13 protein-coding genes and 1 pseudogene are annotated in these 15,292 nt (G+C 65.9%); 7 read left to right on the forward strand and 7 right to left on the reverse strand.

Annotated elements, in window-relative coordinates; translation table 11 throughout:
* From B1964_RS16005 to B1964_RS16015, 3 genes and pseudogenes are all read right to left on the reverse strand, one after another.
* Positions 1 to 1,325: pseudogene (locus B1964_RS16005) on the reverse strand (hypothetical protein); the annotation flags it as partial.
* 55 nt (positions 1,326 to 1,380) lie between these two features.
* Positions 1,381 to 1,686, reverse strand: coding sequence for a hypothetical protein (locus tag B1964_RS16010; RefSeq protein ID WP_079930479.1), 306 nt, complete (start codon positions 1,684 to 1,686; stop codon positions 1,381 to 1,383).
* Between the two features lie 78 nt (positions 1,687 to 1,764).
* On the reverse strand, positions 1,765 to 2,226 hold the full coding sequence (locus tag B1964_RS16015) for a YbaB/EbfC family nucleoid-associated protein (protein WP_079930480.1): 462 nt from the start codon (positions 2,224 to 2,226) through the stop codon (positions 1,765 to 1,767).
* Between the two features lie 137 nt (positions 2,227 to 2,363).
* Between B1964_RS16015 and B1964_RS16020 the strand changes: the two genes are divergently transcribed.
* The 6 genes from B1964_RS16020 (at position 2,364) to B1964_RS16045 (ending at position 7,381) form a co-directional block, all read left to right on the forward strand.
* Positions 2,364 to 3,551 carry a hypothetical protein gene (locus B1964_RS16020; protein WP_079930481.1) on the forward strand — a complete coding sequence of 396 codons (1,188 nt, stop codon included), beginning with the start codon at positions 2,364 to 2,366 and terminating at the stop codon, positions 3,549 to 3,551.
* 42 nt (positions 3,552 to 3,593) lie between these two features.
* A complete protein-coding gene (locus B1964_RS16025) occupies positions 3,594 to 4,034 on the forward strand; it encodes a hypothetical protein (protein ID WP_079930482.1) in 441 nt (146 codons plus the stop codon).
* Positions 4,034 to 5,245, forward strand: coding sequence for a hypothetical protein (locus B1964_RS16030; protein ID WP_253194025.1), 1,212 nt, complete (start codon positions 4,034 to 4,036; stop codon positions 5,243 to 5,245). Before B1964_RS16025 ends, B1964_RS16030 begins: the two co-directional genes overlap by 1 nt.
* 11 nt (positions 5,246 to 5,256) lie before the next feature.
* Entirely contained in the window at positions 5,257 to 5,691 is a 435-nt protein-coding gene (locus B1964_RS16035; protein WP_253194026.1) for a hypothetical protein, read from the forward strand.
* Positions 5,688 to 6,731, forward strand: coding sequence for a hypothetical protein (locus B1964_RS16040; protein WP_079930485.1), 1,044 nt, complete (start codon positions 5,688 to 5,690; stop codon positions 6,729 to 6,731). The genes B1964_RS16035 and B1964_RS16040 overlap by 4 nt, the downstream gene beginning before the upstream one ends.
* Positions 6,732 to 7,051: 320 nt before the next feature.
* Positions 7,052 to 7,381, forward strand: a complete 330-nt coding sequence (locus tag B1964_RS16045; protein WP_231386633.1) for a DUF4333 domain-containing protein — start codon at positions 7,052 to 7,054, stop codon at positions 7,379 to 7,381.
* Between the two features lie 6 nt (positions 7,382 to 7,387).
* Here the strand turns inward: B1964_RS16045 and B1964_RS16050 are convergent, their stop codons facing one another.
* From B1964_RS16050 to eccCa, 4 genes are read right to left on the reverse strand one after another with little or no spacing between them, the layout of a single operon-like run.
* On the reverse strand, positions 7,388 to 8,089 hold the full coding sequence (locus tag B1964_RS16050; protein ID WP_253194027.1) for an ESX secretion-associated protein EspG: 702 nt from the start codon (positions 8,087 to 8,089) through the stop codon (positions 7,388 to 7,390).
* A 20-nt stretch (positions 8,090 to 8,109) separates the two neighbouring features.
* Positions 8,110 to 9,636 (reverse strand): hypothetical protein, encoded by a 1,527-nt coding sequence (locus B1964_RS31440; protein ID WP_079930487.1) that lies wholly within the window; start codon positions 9,634 to 9,636, stop codon positions 8,110 to 8,112.
* A complete protein-coding gene (locus B1964_RS16060) occupies positions 9,636 to 9,953 on the reverse strand; it encodes a hypothetical protein (RefSeq protein ID WP_014360752.1) in 318 nt (105 codons plus the stop codon). The genes B1964_RS31440 and B1964_RS16060 overlap by 1 nt, the downstream gene beginning before the upstream one ends.
* A 19-nt stretch (positions 9,954 to 9,972) precedes the next feature.
* Positions 9,973 to 14,025: a type VII secretion protein EccCa gene (gene eccCa / locus B1964_RS16065; RefSeq protein ID WP_079930488.1), complete on the reverse strand. Its 4,053-nt coding sequence runs from the start codon at positions 14,023 to 14,025 to the stop codon at positions 9,973 to 9,975.
* 123 nt (positions 14,026 to 14,148) lie between these two features.
* Between eccCa and eccD the strand changes: the two genes are divergently transcribed.
* Positions 14,149 to 15,292: type VII secretion integral membrane protein EccD (gene eccD / locus B1964_RS16070; protein WP_079930489.1), on the forward strand; the 1,144-nt coding region annotated here is incomplete at its 3' end.

A 15,292-nucleotide genomic window follows, 5' to 3' on the forward strand; every position in this document is an offset into this window, starting at 1 on the left:
GACACCGACTCTGGGTGCGCGCCGCCGACGGGCACTCCCCCGGTATCGGCCGCGACACTCGGCTCCGGTTGCAGCCCAACACTTCCCGCGCCATCGTGAGAGCGATCGGCAGAGCCGGCAACTCCGTCGACCGGTGAGGAGGATCCGTCGACATGTGTGTTTGCCTGCGGCGCCGTCGGTCCTGCAGAAGTGTCGCCTCCGCCGGGATGCGAGGTGTCGGCGAGCACCGGGGCACCCTGCCCCGCAGTCGCCTCAGTGGTGGTGGCGTCGGTGATCGCGCCGTCGGGGTGTCCGGCAGTTCCGTGCTCACCCAGGCCGTCTGCGGCGCCGGCCGTCGGAGAACCGCCGACCGTACCGGTGAACGTTTCGCGCCCGGCACCATCCGCGGCGAGTCCGGCACCCTCGGATTTCCCGGGCAGCGCCCCCATCAGCGACGACCCGAAAAAGCCTGCGGCATTGAAATGACCACCGGTCAACAGCATCGCGCCACTGTTGCCCGCTGCACCACTGACGTAACCGATCACCCCGCCGCGAGCGAGGATGGCACCCTTCGAGGTGCTCTCGGTGACCTGCCCGAACGCCCGGTCGGCGAACTTGCTCATCCCCACACTCGAGGCGCCACCGATCGCACCGCCGAGTGCGTAGGACTCGACCACCGAGCCGAGTTGTCGCACGTCGATTCCCGACCGGTGGCCCTGCGAGATCTGATAGCCCTGGATACCGAGTTCTTGTGCCGCGCCGAGGGCGGTCCACTTGAGGGTCTCGAATGCGATACGTCCTACGGTGGTTTCGATCAGCTTCTTGATCGTGGTCGCCGCAACGGTCTCGCCGATCTTCTCCACGATCTCTTTGAGGAGCGTGCGCTCCATGACGGCGATCGCAGCGCGGGTGATGGCCTCGATGATCGGGATCCCGGCCAGCGACCCGCCGAACGTCTCCCAGGCGTTGGCGAGCGCGATGGCAATCTGGATAGCCGCAATGCCCAGGGAGGCCAGGATGTTGAGCTTGGTGTATTGGATCTGGGTTCCCGTGGCCGAGGCCAGATCTCCCAAACCGTCCATACCCTCGGCCAGTTTGTCCACGGCGTAGTCGCCGGAGAACATCTTCGTGAACTGGTCTGCGATCGCCTGCGCAGAGGCGCCCTCGATGACCGACAGCGTCTCCTGGGTGACGGAGTCGAGATCGGGAATCAGATCCCGCAATTGGTCGGCGTGGGTGCGCCAGGTGTCGGCGATACGCCACATGGCGTCCTCGTCGCCCTGGGGCCACTTCTCACCGGCCAGATACGACACCCATTGCAACCATCCGGGAATCCCGATGGTCACGGTGCGCTCACCGGTAGGGCGGCCCCGGTCTCGCGGCGGTGGTCAGCGCTGAGGTTCACGTCCCGGCCGTGTCGCCGCCCTCGAGGTTGTCAGCGGTGTTCCGCAATCCCTCGGAGTAGGTGGTGAGCAGGTCGACCTTCGCCGAGATCGCTTCGGACACACCCTGCTTCTGCCCCAGATAGCCGCCGCCCGCACCGCCGGTGGCGAACTGGGTGCCGGGTTCATCGTCGCCCCACGGCGCGCCTTCGCCGGCCAGGCTGGACTCGAGACTCGACAACACCTCGCCGAGATTACTGCTCGCGGCGGCGAGATGCGCAGCAGCAGCACGCAATGCCGCGGGTGTGACTTCTAGGTCAGCCATGGTCGTTCCTTCGGGGTGTCGATGCCGGTGGACATCGCTGTGCGCCGGCCGCGGGCGGATGGGGTGTTCGTCGTCGGGTCACGTCCAGCGACCGACGCCCGGATGTCGGGCCGTCGACCGCTCGGCCGAGCCCGGTGGCGCCGTCGAGATCTGTTCGGGAGTGATCGCGAAATCACGCAAATCGGGTGCGCCGTCGATGACTTCGGACAGCGACGGAAGTGCCGCGCCCGCTCGTCGCACCGATTCCATTAGGGCTTCACCTTCACGGGCGACCTTCGCGGCGGCCTGTTGGGCCGCCTGGGTGACAAACCCCGACAGATCCTCGAGATCGTGATCGTCGAGGAAGTCGGGGTCGATCTCGGTCTTGATCACCACGCCTTGGGCGTTGACGTGCACCGTGACCGTCCGGTCGGCGACGGTGGCATGTGCCATCAGCTGGGCCCGGCGCCGCTGCACCTCCCGAATCGCGGTGAGTTGCTCTTGTGCGCTGGCCATCAGCTCGTGGAAATCGAACCCGAGTCCGTCGTCCGCCGTCGTCACACGTCCCCCAAGTAGGTGCTCTGCACAGTTGGCCGCAATACTTTCACAGGCGAATGACCGCCGCTAGCCGCCCGACACGCCAGACCCTACGATCACGACGTCCGACCACCACCGAACACGCGTCCCGAGGGAGACCCATGACCTCATCGCCGACCCCCGAATCCGCCGACGACGTGTCGCTGGACTGGGGTTTCCGTGACATGGGCGGCGATGCCGAGCCGCCGGCCGCCCGCGCGGGGGCCGACCGCAGCCCCGAGATGCTCCTCGGTGAGGTTGTCGGTGGAATGCATGACACGCTGCCGCCGGCCTGGTCGTTCTATATCGCCGAGATCGCCATCGCCGCCAACGAGCACCGCACCCGCGCGGCCGTCGAATTGCCCGACGGACGACTGCTGCCGCTCACCGTTGATCCGGCGGTGCTGCGTGCCGCCGCGGCACACCGCGAACTCACCGCAGGCGACGCGCCATGGATGTGGCTGCGGATCACCGAGCATCGCGGACAGCAACCACAGATCGCGGCATTCGACGGCTTCGTCGGCGCCCCGCCCGACCATCTGCTGTTCCCACCGGCCAGCTACCTGACCGACGTCAGCATGTCCGCCGGGGTTGCCACCCCGTTGTGGTTACTCGCACATGTCCACGCCACCGGCGCCCAGCTGCGTGCGGCGTCGGTGGCCGCCGAAGCACCGCCGGCAGAGTGCGTGCACCCTGCCGATGAATTGCCGCCGCTGCCCCTGCTGTGGCCGCGATTTGCCGCGCTGTCGGCGATCTTCGCCGCGGTCGATGCCTTCGACGGGCCGCGCATGACGAGCTCGGTCGGGATCTTCCGCGGCGAACTCGGCGGTTGCACGCTCACCCGACTGCCCCGCGGTCGAGCCGTGCTCTCCGGCGGCTCCGATCACTCGGCGCTGATGACCACCGCGTACCTCGGACATCTCGAACCACCCGACCTCTATCGCGGCGCGCCCGCCTGGGTCAGCAACATCGTCCTCGACGAGCGCGCGGCCGCCGGGATGCTGACCTTCTGCTACTGGTGGTCCGAGGGCCGGTGGTCCCGAGCGCACCTGACCGGCCCTCCGGAATGGACCCCGATCGCCGAGCTCACGCCTGCCGTCCCCGGGGTCTGGACCTCCACGACGACCGCAGAGTTGGTCCGCTCGACCTTGGCCCAGGCCGGCATCGAGGTGAGCGCGCAAGCCGCAATCGACTACGTCGGGCAGGTCGGCACCGGCGACATCCGCCCCGAGTTGCTGGCCTCGCTGCCGCATCCCCCGGCCTCGTCGGCGGAGGGATTCACCGTCCTCGATCTCGCCCAATCATGGTGACGCGTTGCGCCGCACAACAGCAGAACTGGATAGGGTGACCGCATGAGCACCGCCCACTCGGTATTCCCGCACGCGGGATGGGAGATGGTCTACGACCTGCGCGCCGCCGTCCGGGACGGTGACGTTGACGCGGTCTCCGCGCTGGTCGGGCAGGTCGACGTCGAGCAGGCTCGACAGTTGGGCATGATGGCACCCACCCTGCTCGCGCAGTACACCGGCGCCCATCCGTCGCCGGAGACGATACGACTGACCGCGCGCACCCTGCACCGTCACCTCGCGCGCTTCGACACCCGTCACGCGTTGACCGTCAATCACGTCGTCGACATCCTCGCGCCCCTACTGGCCGGAAATCCCTTGCCCGACTGGGTGGACCGACCGGTGATCCTCGCGACGCTGGTCGGATTTCTGATGCCCGACGGCGCCGCCGAGGACCGGCTACGCGACGACCTCGAGCCGGTGTGGGCCAGGGCGATGGAGTCATGATGCCCTCACCGCTGAGCTTCGACAGGGCATGGTCGGTCTTGACGCTCGTGAGTTCGGCTCGGGGGCAACGAGATCGGTGGCCGATCGAAGAGGACTTGCTGACCCTGCCCGACGAGGACGGCGAGGTGATGATTGCCGTCGCGATGACCGCTCTGCAGGTCCGCCTGCAACGCGTGTGCGACGGCAACCCGACGGAGAACCAGCTATGGCTCATCGCCGGGTTGCTCGAGCACCAACTGCTCCTACCGGAGGGCTACACGCGCGCACACCTCTACCGACTGCTCACGGCGATCGCCTCGCACGACGAGGCCGCCGTGACCAGCCCGGATGTCGTCGCGCTCCTCGAGCTGGTGTGGGGGCTCAAACTCCCGGCCGATCCGGAAGGAGCCCGAGAACAGTCACTGCGTAGGTGGCGCCACGACAACATCACTTCCGGCGCGGACTTCACCGGCGAAGACTTCGTGATGCTGATCCTCGGCTCCCTGGACCGGGCATGCCCCGAGGACTGGATCAGCTTCGAGGGCACGGTGACCATGGCGACGGGTCAGCTATTGGCCAACTTGTCCGTCACGACGCCGGCCGAATCCGAGGCGGTTTTCACCACACTCATCCTCATGCCCGACCTCATCGGATACCGCGAGGCGCATGGACTGTCATGGCTTGGGCACATTGAAGCCTCCGACACCGGTGCCGAGTTGGCAGTGATGAACCGCAACACGACGCCGCACCCCTCACAGTTGTTGCGTATCAGCGACTTCTATGCAGAGCTATCACCTGGACCGTTGGCCGAGGACACCCCCGGCTGGCTCCGCAGCTATCTGACCGAGGGCACCATCGATTACGGCTCGGGGCAACGGCCGGTCGCCGGGCCCGCCGAGGCACTCGACATCGTTCGGCGCAAGGCAGCCGAACGAGGTCTCGGGCCCCGGTTCAACACCCGCATGCTCGTCGCGGTGCGGCTGCCGGTCGGCTATCGGGTGTTCATGTACCAGCCACCGGACACCCCGTTCGATCAATTGATCGTCGGTTCACCACGGTTCTACGTCGGCGACGACTGTCGGATCTATCCCACGCGCGCAGGGCTCCCGGCACATTCCGACGAAGAGTTCCGCGTCGCCTTCGAACAGCGTCATGGCTACGACTCCACCACCGGCGACCCGTGGGTTCGGCCCGCCGCGATCATCGGCCCCCGGAAAGCCGGACTGAGGTGAGCGGGGTCGGTGTGTTCTCCGAGCGAGGATGGGATGCGGTGTACCGCATTCGGTCTGCGGTCAACGCCGACGATGCCGACGGCTTCGGCGCACTCTCGCAACGCCTCGACCCCGAAGTGGCGGTGCAGGTGACGATGATCGGTGAGACACTGCTGCGCGTCGCGCTCGGTGACGACCCGGCGGCGGCGACGCTGGCCGGCGCGGCAGCGACCGTCGCCCCGCATCTGCGGCGCTTTCTCGGCGCACCCACCCTCGAACCCGAACACGCAGCTAACCTCATCCGGACCGGTCTGCGTCTGCGTGATTGTCCCGAATGGGCTTCTCGCGCACAGACGATGATGTTCTTCTGCGGATTCCTCGCCCCCGTCGACGACGCCGACTTCCTCGACTTCCGGCTCCGCGCCGAGCCGGCATGGTCCGCCGCGATCGAAGACCACGTGCGGTGAGTGCCGTCATCGATCCGGTGGTCGCCGACCGATGGTTGCGAGAGCTGGCCGTACTGGCGGCGGGCTGCGCCCCGGGCGAGCGCAACGCGCGGTGGAACACCATCCGAGACCGCCACTCCCCCACAGATATCGATGAGATGCTGCAAGTCGCGATCCGCGCGGTGCGCGTGCGCATCGACGAACTACTCGATGGCCGGCCCACCGTCGAGGGCGTTCTGGGTATCGCGGCCATGAGCATGAATCGGGTCGGGCTCGACGACCCGGCACGCACCGGATCGCTTCTCGCCGGCTGCCTTCCCGGAGCCGGTCACACCATAGGAACCCTTGATGCCCAACATCTTCCGTGGCTGCTGGCGACCATCGGGATGCCAGCCGATCACGAAGAGCTCCGAGGTTGCTTCGTCGTCGACTGGCTGCGCACCCAGCGCGTCGACATCACCGAGTCGGCATCGGCACTTCGACAAGCGATACTCGACAGCCTCATCCGCGCCGCACCGCCCGGCTGGACGTCGATCACCGGAACCCTGTGCGCCGCAGCCGGAGCAGCCCGCGCCACGTTGCGGGTCACGCGCGCCGGAGGCGACGTCGGCATCTGCGCCCCGGTGCGGATACCCGCGCTGCACCGGCTCCGCACCCTCGACGCCGGCAACGGAATGCCCTGGTGGCGAGCCGAAGTCTGCATCACCCACGACGGCGGCACGTTCCTCACGACATCGCCCGAGATCGCACCACCGCCGGTGGACCTGATGCGTCCCAGCGATTATCGTGCCGACGCAGAGGTCAACGGAATCGACTTGCCGCCGTGGGCAGTCCGGTTCTGCGCCACCGGCGTCGTTCCTCCCGCCACCGCACCCGTACTCGCACCGGCCGCCGCGACCGATGCGGCCCTGATCTGGTTGGCCTGTCGGAACATCGAGGCCGACCCCCGACATCTGATGATCGAGCGGGTGGCCGCCGGATATCGCGTGCACGCCCGCGCCGGGCTCGACAGTCACGTCGTTCACGTCACCGATACCGGCGAGACGTCGGAAATGCCGTAGATGTCGGACCCGCGGACGGCTTGTGGACCTCGCGGCGCTGAATGCTTGGGACGCTGGTAATTTCGGCGCCGGTCGGAGAGGTGCGTTGGACACCCGAGACCACAGAATGCCGACGTGCTTGGGGGAATGTCATGACTGGTCCGTACCACGAACAAGGTCACGCCGCAGGACCGTCGACCGGATTCGGGCCCGCTCCCCAACCTCCACAGGGCGGTCCGGGCTGGGGACCTCACACCGGGCCGGGTGGTTCTGCGTGGCCTGCGCCGCAACATCCTAAGAAGAACCGGAAGCCGATCATCATCGGAGGCATCGTGGTTGCGGTGGCAGTGATCACCGCAGTGGTGGTGACGGTGGTGGTGCTGCTGATCGGAAGTGGCGGCGACCAATCCAGCAGTCACGATCGCGCCGAGTTGATGAGCGAGGTCACGATGGATGCGAAGTCCGTCTACGGCGCAGGCAACGTCAGCTCCATCACCTGCCCGCAACAACCACCCACCACGGTCGGGGCGAGCTTCACCTGCACCGCCGAGGTGGTCGGTGAGTCCGCGCAAACCATCAAGGTTCAGGTGACCGACGGCGGGTGGACCGTGTCCATGCGGCCGCTACGCCCTCACATCACCTACCCCAGCATGACGTTGCCGTCGAACTGAGTCACCTCAACGGCGACCTTCGTAGATCTTCCTGACGGCGGCGACGTAGGTGTCGAATGCCTTCGCCGTGCGCTCCGGAGTCGCTGAGACCACTTGTCTGGCAGCCCGGTTGACGATCAGGTCGCCATGGTCGCGAACGCTCACGATGTCGAAGGTGTGAGAACTGTCGTCGCTACGCCAATCAATGGCCGGGCCGGCGAGAATACCCACCGGAATGACGGCATCCAATCCGCCGGCGAACATTGTGGCCAATTCACGCTCTTTGGCCTGCTCGTCTGCCGTCGCGCGGCCTCCCGTGAACCGCCACTCACGCTGCGGTTGGCCGGGTACGACCGCCAGAGTGGCCGCGAGCGCTCGACCGACGTCCGACGAACGAACGGCACGCAACCCCACTTCACCACCAGCGTCTTCATCGACTCCCGGCTGTTGAGCTGCGATGCAGGCGATCTCACCACGGACACCGACGTGTAGGCGAATCGGAATCCTGCTCCGCGAGCCGAAGATCTCTATACGAACCTCGGGATTGGTCAGGGCCGTGAGCGCGGGTTCGTACCATTCGGTCAGTGTTCTGTGCGCCTCTTGGAGCGCAACAATTCGTTCGTCGGCGTATTCGCCCAGTGTGGTCGACGTCGATCGAACCTGCATCGGATAGGGAAGCCGGTCGTAGTGGAACTGCTCCCACATTTCTTTGAACGCAACCGGACTCATCCGCCACACCGCCGAGACCATCAGGCGCGTACCCCTCCGTCCGGACCGGGATTCTCGCCGTTGTCGCCCGTGGTTACGGGCGCTGCGTCGTCTTTGGCGACACCGACGATCGCCTCTCCATTGACACGTGTACGCAACGCCTTGAGTACCTTGTGGACTTTGTCTCCGCCACCACCCGCTCCTCGTCCTCCCGCGCCGGGCGCTCCTGCACCCGAGGTCCCCGTCCCCTGTGATGTTTGTGCGATGCCTGCGGCTGGACGCGCAGTCGTCGTTTGCTCAGATGAAGTGGTTCCGGCTTTGGTGGTGCGTTCCGTGGGCTTCTCCGGGGTCCCTCCGCCGGGCGCGCCACCGCCGCCTCCGGCGCCTTTACCAGCTCCACCGCCACCTTTGCCTGCGCCACCGCCCCCGGCGCCGGAGCGCAGTGCCGCCGGACTCACCATTCCGGAGAACCCCGATGCCTCGCCGGTTGGTGCTGTCGCCGAAACCTGCTGCGCTGCTTGTTGTACCGCCTGTTGCGCGGTCTGTTCGGCTTGGGAGAGCGCTTGCTGGACGCCTTGCGCTGCCTGCGAACCCAATGAACTCAATGCCTGGCCCGCGGTGTTCGCAACCTGTTGCATCGGATTCTCCGAACCCGACGCAGGGGTTACCTGCTGGCGTTTGATGTCGTCGAGTGCTCGGTTCACAGCTTTGGAGACGTCCGGGTGCGGGGCCCCGCCTCCCCCGCCACCTGCTCCACCGCCTCCCCCGCCACCTGCACCACCGCCCATGGGCCCACTGTCGAACCCGCCTGTCGGGTTACCACTGGCTGGGGCCATGGTCGGCATATTCTGTAGGACGGCATCGAGCGCTTGCGAGTAGTTGGTGGTCAACAATTCTTTGGCCTTCGTCGCGGCCGCATACGAATCGTCGAGTATCTTCTTCAAATCATCAAAAGGCGAGTTCTCGTCGCCGTCCATATCGGCGAACTTCCAGGTATAGCCTCCGGTATAAGTATTTTCTGTCACCACTTCGTCGTAGGAATAGTAGTTGCGAACTTCCGCCATCGATTCGTTGTTGAACTCGTGGTGTTGATAGCGCGACTCCGGTGTTTCCGGAAAGTTCGACACCACGAGGTCGAAATTCTCCGCGAGATGGGTCAGCCTGTCGGACAACGAACCGCCGAACTCCCGAATGCTGTGCGGGAACTCACCGACGAAAGAACTCACGGCGCCGTTGGCGGCAGATGCCGCATCACCCGTCCAATCACCACTGGTCACATCTGCGATGTTCTTCTTGTACGATTCCATCGCGTCGGCCCATTCTGAACCGAGGGTCTTCCAGCCGGCTGCAACGGCGCGCACCGTGCCCGCATTGAGGCTGTCCTTGACATCACGCATCTGCAAGAACGTCTTGGAGTCCCAATTCTCATGATTGACCTCCAACGATTGCGTGTCCGTCCCCGGCTTTCGCTGCGTCGCGTTCTGCAGCGAAATCAGGGTGTCGAGGGTGTTACGGACGGCCGTCGGAACCGACGGCACACTGATCGACGTCCGGGTCTCCTCGCCCACTACCTCGGCCCGTCGGCATCGCGCACGTGTTTGAGCGCGCTGTCGATCAGCAGCTTGGTGTCATCCACCATGTCCGACTGGTGGTGCCGTTGTGTATCCAGATCGGTCAATAAACCCTGCAGGCGTCCCTTGGCGCTCTGTCCGTCCAATGCCTTACCGAGCGCATCACCGAGATCGGGGACCAACGTCGACATGCTTTTTCCGAAGAAGTTCTTGATATCTGAAAGCGCTTGATCGACTTGGCCTTCGACGGCTGGGGACAAATGAAGCCCCAGGCCTTTGTCGTTGGCCATCTTGCCCATCTGGTTCTCGGTCACAGCTAACCCCTCCCCGTCGTCACATCATCAACTGGATCATCCCCGAACTCTGCGTCCGCGAGATGAACATGCCTCGTCCCGGCGGCATGGGGTGCGGCCGGAAGTTGCCCAGCAACGGACCTTCGTCTTTTGTACCACCCATGATCAGGCCGTTGCAGGACAAGTCCTTCAGGCGTCCGACAAACGGGTCATACAGGGCGCGGCCGGCTCCGCCGACCCGGCGCGTCACCACCACCCGCAGGCCGATGTCGCGGGCCTGCGGCAGGTAGGGCACCACGGGCGCCAACGGGTTGTTGGTGGCGGTGACGATCAGGTCGTAGTCGTCGATGAGCAGGTAGACATCGGGGCCCGACCACCATGAGCGCTCCTTGAGTTGCTGCTGGGTGACGTCGTCGGGTGGTAGGCGGAGTTTGAGCAGGCCGGCGAGATTGGCCATCATCTTGGTCGCCGAGTCCTCGGCGGTGGCGTAACCGCCGAGTTGCTCACCCTCCATCACACCGAGCAGTCCACGGCGGTAGTCGATCATGATGACCTTCGCCTCGTCTGGCGTGGCGTTGCGCACAACACCTTCGGCAATGCTGCGCAACAGGGTTGTCTTACCCGCCTCGGCCTCGGCGAACACGACGAGGTGCGCCTGCGCCTCGAAGTCCACGACGACCGGTGCGAGTGCCGCCTCGTCGATGCCGATCACGATGCGCGACTTGGAGAGCGAGCCCTCCCGCTCCGCGCGCGCGAGCACCGGTACCGGGTCGAGTCGATCGGGTAGCGTGCGGACCTGCGGTGCGCGCCGGGCGCCGTAGAATTCGGTCATCTGGGCGACCATGGTCTGCACCCCCTCGGGCAGGGAGTCCACCGACGAGTCGGAGTCGATGCGCGGCAAGCCGATCAGCAGGTGCAGACGCTCACGCCCGATCCCCCGGCCCGGCCGATTCTCCGGAATGGCCTCCTGTGCTTTGCGTCCCATCTCCGAGTCGGACGAATCACCGAGTTTGAGCTCGATGCGGGTACCGAGCATGTCTTTCACGTTCGCCCGGATCTCCATCCATCGCGACGCCGAAACGGCAAGGTGCACACCGTAGGACAGACCCTGCAGAGCGATGTCGACAAGTTGGGATTCCAGCGCCTCGAAGTCGCTGCGGACCGACGCCCATCCGTCGACGACGAGGACGACGTCTCCGTGCAGATCGGCGCTGAGCGGGTCCGCAGCACGCTCGGCCGGCGACAGGGCGGCTAGGCGCGCCTTACGTTGCCGGAAGTCCCGCATCGATTCGATACCCAACTCGCGGAAACGTTCTTCGCGCTCGCGCAGCACCGTGGAGACCTCGGCGACCGTGCGGTTGACCTTGTCGCGGTCCATTCGCCCGGCGACACCGCCGACGTGCGGGAGATTCTGCAAACTCACCAACGTGCCACCACCGAAGTCCAGGCAGTAGAACTGGAGTTGCTCGGGTGTGTGGGTCAGTGCGCCCGCGGCGATCATCGTGCGCAGCGCGGTGGACTTGCCGGACTGCGGTCCGCCGACGATCGCCACATTGCCTGCAGCACCGGACAAATCGATACTCAACACGTCGCGGCGCTGATCGTAGGGGCGGTCGAGGATGCCGATCGGCATCCACAGGGCCCCGTTGATGTTCGCCGGATCGCGCCAGTCGGGGCCGGGCAGCAACTCGTTGACCGCGGGACTGTCGTCGAGCGGCGGCAACCACACCTCGTGTGCGGGCCGTCCGTACCCCTTCAGCCGCGCGACCACCACATCGAGCAGCGAGGGCGTATTGCCGGTTTCGGCTGCCTTGAGTTCGGACTCGTAGCGGTCGAGGTCGGCCTGCTCGGCGGCGGTGAGCGTCGAAGACGCCTCGGACACCGCCGGTTTGTCCACGTGACCGACCGTGAACAGTTTGGGCGCAAGCGCTCCCAACTCCGAATGCCGAGCACCGCCGAGCTGCGCGCGGGGCTTCACATACGGCCCCGACACGTACGAGGTGTTGAATCGCTTGGGTTCGTCGGCGTCGGACTTGAGGAATGCCGAGCCCGGCACCGACGGCAGGTGATAGGCGTCAGGCACCCCGAGGACCTGCCGGGATTCGCCGGCGGAGAACGTCTTCAGACCGATCCGATATGAGAGGTGTGAGTCCAGCCCGCGAAGTTTGCCCTCTTCGAGGCGCTGAGAAGCCAGCAGCAGATGCATGTGCAGCGAACGGCCCAATCGACCGATCATCACGAACAATTCGGCGAAATCCGGCTTCTGGGACAGGAGCTCGGAGAACTCGTCGACCACGATGAACAATGCGGGCAGCGGGTCCAGGGGTGCTCCGTTGGCCCGTGCCCGTTCGTAATCGCCCACGTTGGCGTAGTTCCCGGCGCGACGCAGCAGTTCTTGACGTCGATTCATCTCTCCGGAAAGCGCATCACGCATGCGGTCGACCATGGTGATCTCTTCTTCGAGGTTGGTGATCACTGCCGCAACGTGCGGCGCCTGATCCAATCCGAGGAAGGTGGCTCCACCCTTGAAGTCGACGAGAACCAGGTTGAGCGCCTCCGGCGAGTGCGAGGTGATCATCGACAACACCAGCGTGCGCAGGAATTCCGATTTGCCCGAACCCGTTGCGCCGATGCACAAGCCGTGTGGGCCCATGCCGTACTCGGCGGCCTCCTTGATGTCGAGTTCCATGGGCTGACCGTTGGGGGTGATACCGATCGGAACGCGCAGGCGTTCGCGCGGCGAACGCGGCCGCCAGATCTCTTCGGGGATGATCTGGGCGGCGTCGGGGATCTTGAGCATCGCCATCAAGCCGGGATCGATCGCATTGCCACGGACCTCGGCCTCGAGGCTGACGATGTGCTGGGCGGCGTTGGCAGGCCGGTACCGCCCGATCCGCCGGGCGGCCGCCTCGGCCTCGGCGACGCTGAGCGAATCAGGCACCCCGAAGGTCTCCACCCCGGCCGGCCCGCGCGCTGCGATCGTGTCGGCGTCGACGAGCAACTGCAGGCCGCGTCGCGCCGCGAGTCCGTCCTTGGGCGCGTTGAGGTCGAGCACGGTGACCGACTCCAGGCCGGCCTCGGTGACCAGACGCTCGTCACCGGAGACGTAACCGTCGTCGAGCACCACGATCATCTGTTTGACCGTCTGATTCGGAGATGCGTTGCGCGAGAATCGTCCCCGCTCACTGAGCTCGGCACCCATCACCGCCTCGAACTTCGACAGCGACGAGAACACCATCCGCATCGGACCGATGCCGTCGACGTGGGCGGGATTCTGGGCCTGGGGCAGCCATTTGAGCCATTGCCACACCGCGCCATCGGGATTGGCGGTGACCACCGCGATCTGCAGGTGGTCGGGACTGTGGAACAGACAGAGCTCCACCACCATTGCGCGCACCAACGACCGCGTCATCGCCCGATCACCCTCGATGTTGATCGCCGGGAATCGCCGCAGGCTGACCGCGGTCGGCAACGAATGCACCACCGCATGGGTCCGCACGAATCGGCGCAACGCCACCGTCGAGACCGGTTCGAGGTCCTCGGTGGGGCCGGTCTCCGGTGCCAGCAGTCGGGTGGCGAGTCGCTGGGTGCCCACCCCGACCCGGGCATGACAGAAGTCGGCGTCGTCGGGACGCCGTTCCCACATGCGCCGCGATCCGGCCAAGTCGATCAGAATCCGCGGGTCCGGGTGCGTCCACTCGAGTGCCGCGCGCTGCTCCTCGCCGGTGGCGTCGACGTCCTCACGGAGATTGCCCAGGTATCGGAAGTAGTCCTTGCGTTCCTCGTCGAGTTCCGCGGCCGCCTTTCCGGCCCGCTGACTGCCGCCGCCGACGAACATGCCCACCATCGACATGACCATCATCATCGGGAACATCATCATCATCGGGTTGGTCGCAAGGCTGCGACCGCCGACGGTGAACATCAACGCGATCATCCCCACCACCGCGACGACCATCACCAGCGGCAACAGCTTCATCAGCAGATTGCCCGGGATGACACGCGGGACCTCCGGTGGCGCCTGCAGATCGACCTCGCCGCCCGGTGTCTTGGGCGCGGCGATCCGCGGCCGCCGCACAAATCCTTCTGTTCCCACGTACCCCTCGCTACCCAGGTGTCGATTCCCTGACCGAACTGAGGTCCTCCCCATCGGTACCTGCCAGTAATCTATGACGTTAGCGAAGCTCAGGGCCATCAGCCGAAAGGACCACTCGTCCAGATGACACTTCCCCCGTCGCTGCAGCCACTCGACGACCTCGAAGCGGAGTCCGCGAGTGAACCGGAACTGACCCGGGTGACCTTGCTCGTGGGGTCGTTGACCCTGGATGTCGGCGTTCCGGGAAATGTCGACATCCGGGCATTCATGCCCGACGTCCTGCGGCTGATCAACGATCGTCTCATCGCCGCCGCCCCCATCGACGGTGAACGCCTCGAACTCTTCGACGACACCCCGGGCCTGTGGACCCTGGCGGCACTCGGGCGCCCCGGCGTGGACGACACACACTCGCTCGACGAGGTCGGTTTCCGCGAGGGCGATGTCCTGTCGGTGCGCAGAGTCGGCGAACATCCGCCGACGATGCTTTTCGACGACGTCGAGGACGAGGCCGTGAGCAACGCGGCACACCTGCGCACACGAATGCCCGAATGGGGTACGGCACGACGACGGGTCGCCGCCTTCGGCGTCGCGGGTATCGCGACCATCGGCCTGCTGGTACTGCTTCTCGCCGGTGGGAATCCGCCGGTGTATGTGCCCGTTGCGGCCACGGCGTTCGCCGCGGGGCTCATCATCTTCTCCGCCTACACCGCGCGCGGCCTGTCCGACGAGTACGCCACCGGCGCTACCGTCGCATGCGCGCTGCCGCTGGTGTTCGCCGGCTCGTTACGGCTGTTACCCGGTGCGGTGGGGTCGGTGACCTTACCGATGGCATTCGGCATCACGGCACTGATCTCGTTCCTGGCGTTCCAGATCAGCGGGGTCAATCGCTCGCTACACGCCACGGTGATCACGCTGACCGTGTTCCTCGGCGTCGCCTCGGTGTGCTGGAACCTCTTCGACGTCACACAACGTCAGGTCGGTGCGGTGCTGACGGTGGTCGCGGTGATCGCGGTGTCGATCGCGCCCAGGCTGACCATCACGCTGGCCAAGCTGCCGGTCCCCCCGGTCCCCACCGCCGGTGAACCCATCGACGACATCGACACCCGGGGCGAGCCCACGGTGCACGGGGTCGACGCGGTGACCTCACGATCGGTACCGACCGCCGACGGCCTCAACGAACGGATCGATCGGGCCAACGCCTATCTGACCGGAATCCTCGTCGGCTCGGCCATCACCGTGGTCGTCGGGGTGTATCTCAGCGTGGACA

It is taken from the genome of Gordonia sp. i37, from assembly GCF_002043085.1.
GTDB lineage: Bacteria > Actinomycetota > Actinomycetes > Mycobacteriales > Mycobacteriaceae > Gordonia > Gordonia polyisoprenivorans.

Bases quoted from the DNA above. Each gene is read 5' to 3' on its own strand.
- B1964_RS16050 (WP_253194027.1), bottom strand. From the start codon at position 8,089: ATGAGTCCGGTTGCGTTCAAAGAAATGTGGGAGCAGTTCCACTACGAC.
- B1964_RS16030 (WP_253194025.1), top strand. From the start codon at position 4,034: ATGCCCTCACCGCTGAGCTTCGACAGGGCATGGTCGGTCTTGACGCTC.
- B1964_RS16010 (WP_079930479.1), bottom strand. From the start codon at position 1,686: ATGGCTGACCTAGAAGTCACACCCGCGGCATTGCGTGCTGCTGCTGCG.
- B1964_RS16020 (WP_079930481.1), top strand. From the start codon at position 2,364: ATGACCTCATCGCCGACCCCCGAATCCGCCGACGACGTGTCGCTGGAC.
- B1964_RS16025 (WP_079930482.1), top strand. From the start codon at position 3,594: ATGAGCACCGCCCACTCGGTATTCCCGCACGCGGGATGGGAGATGGTC.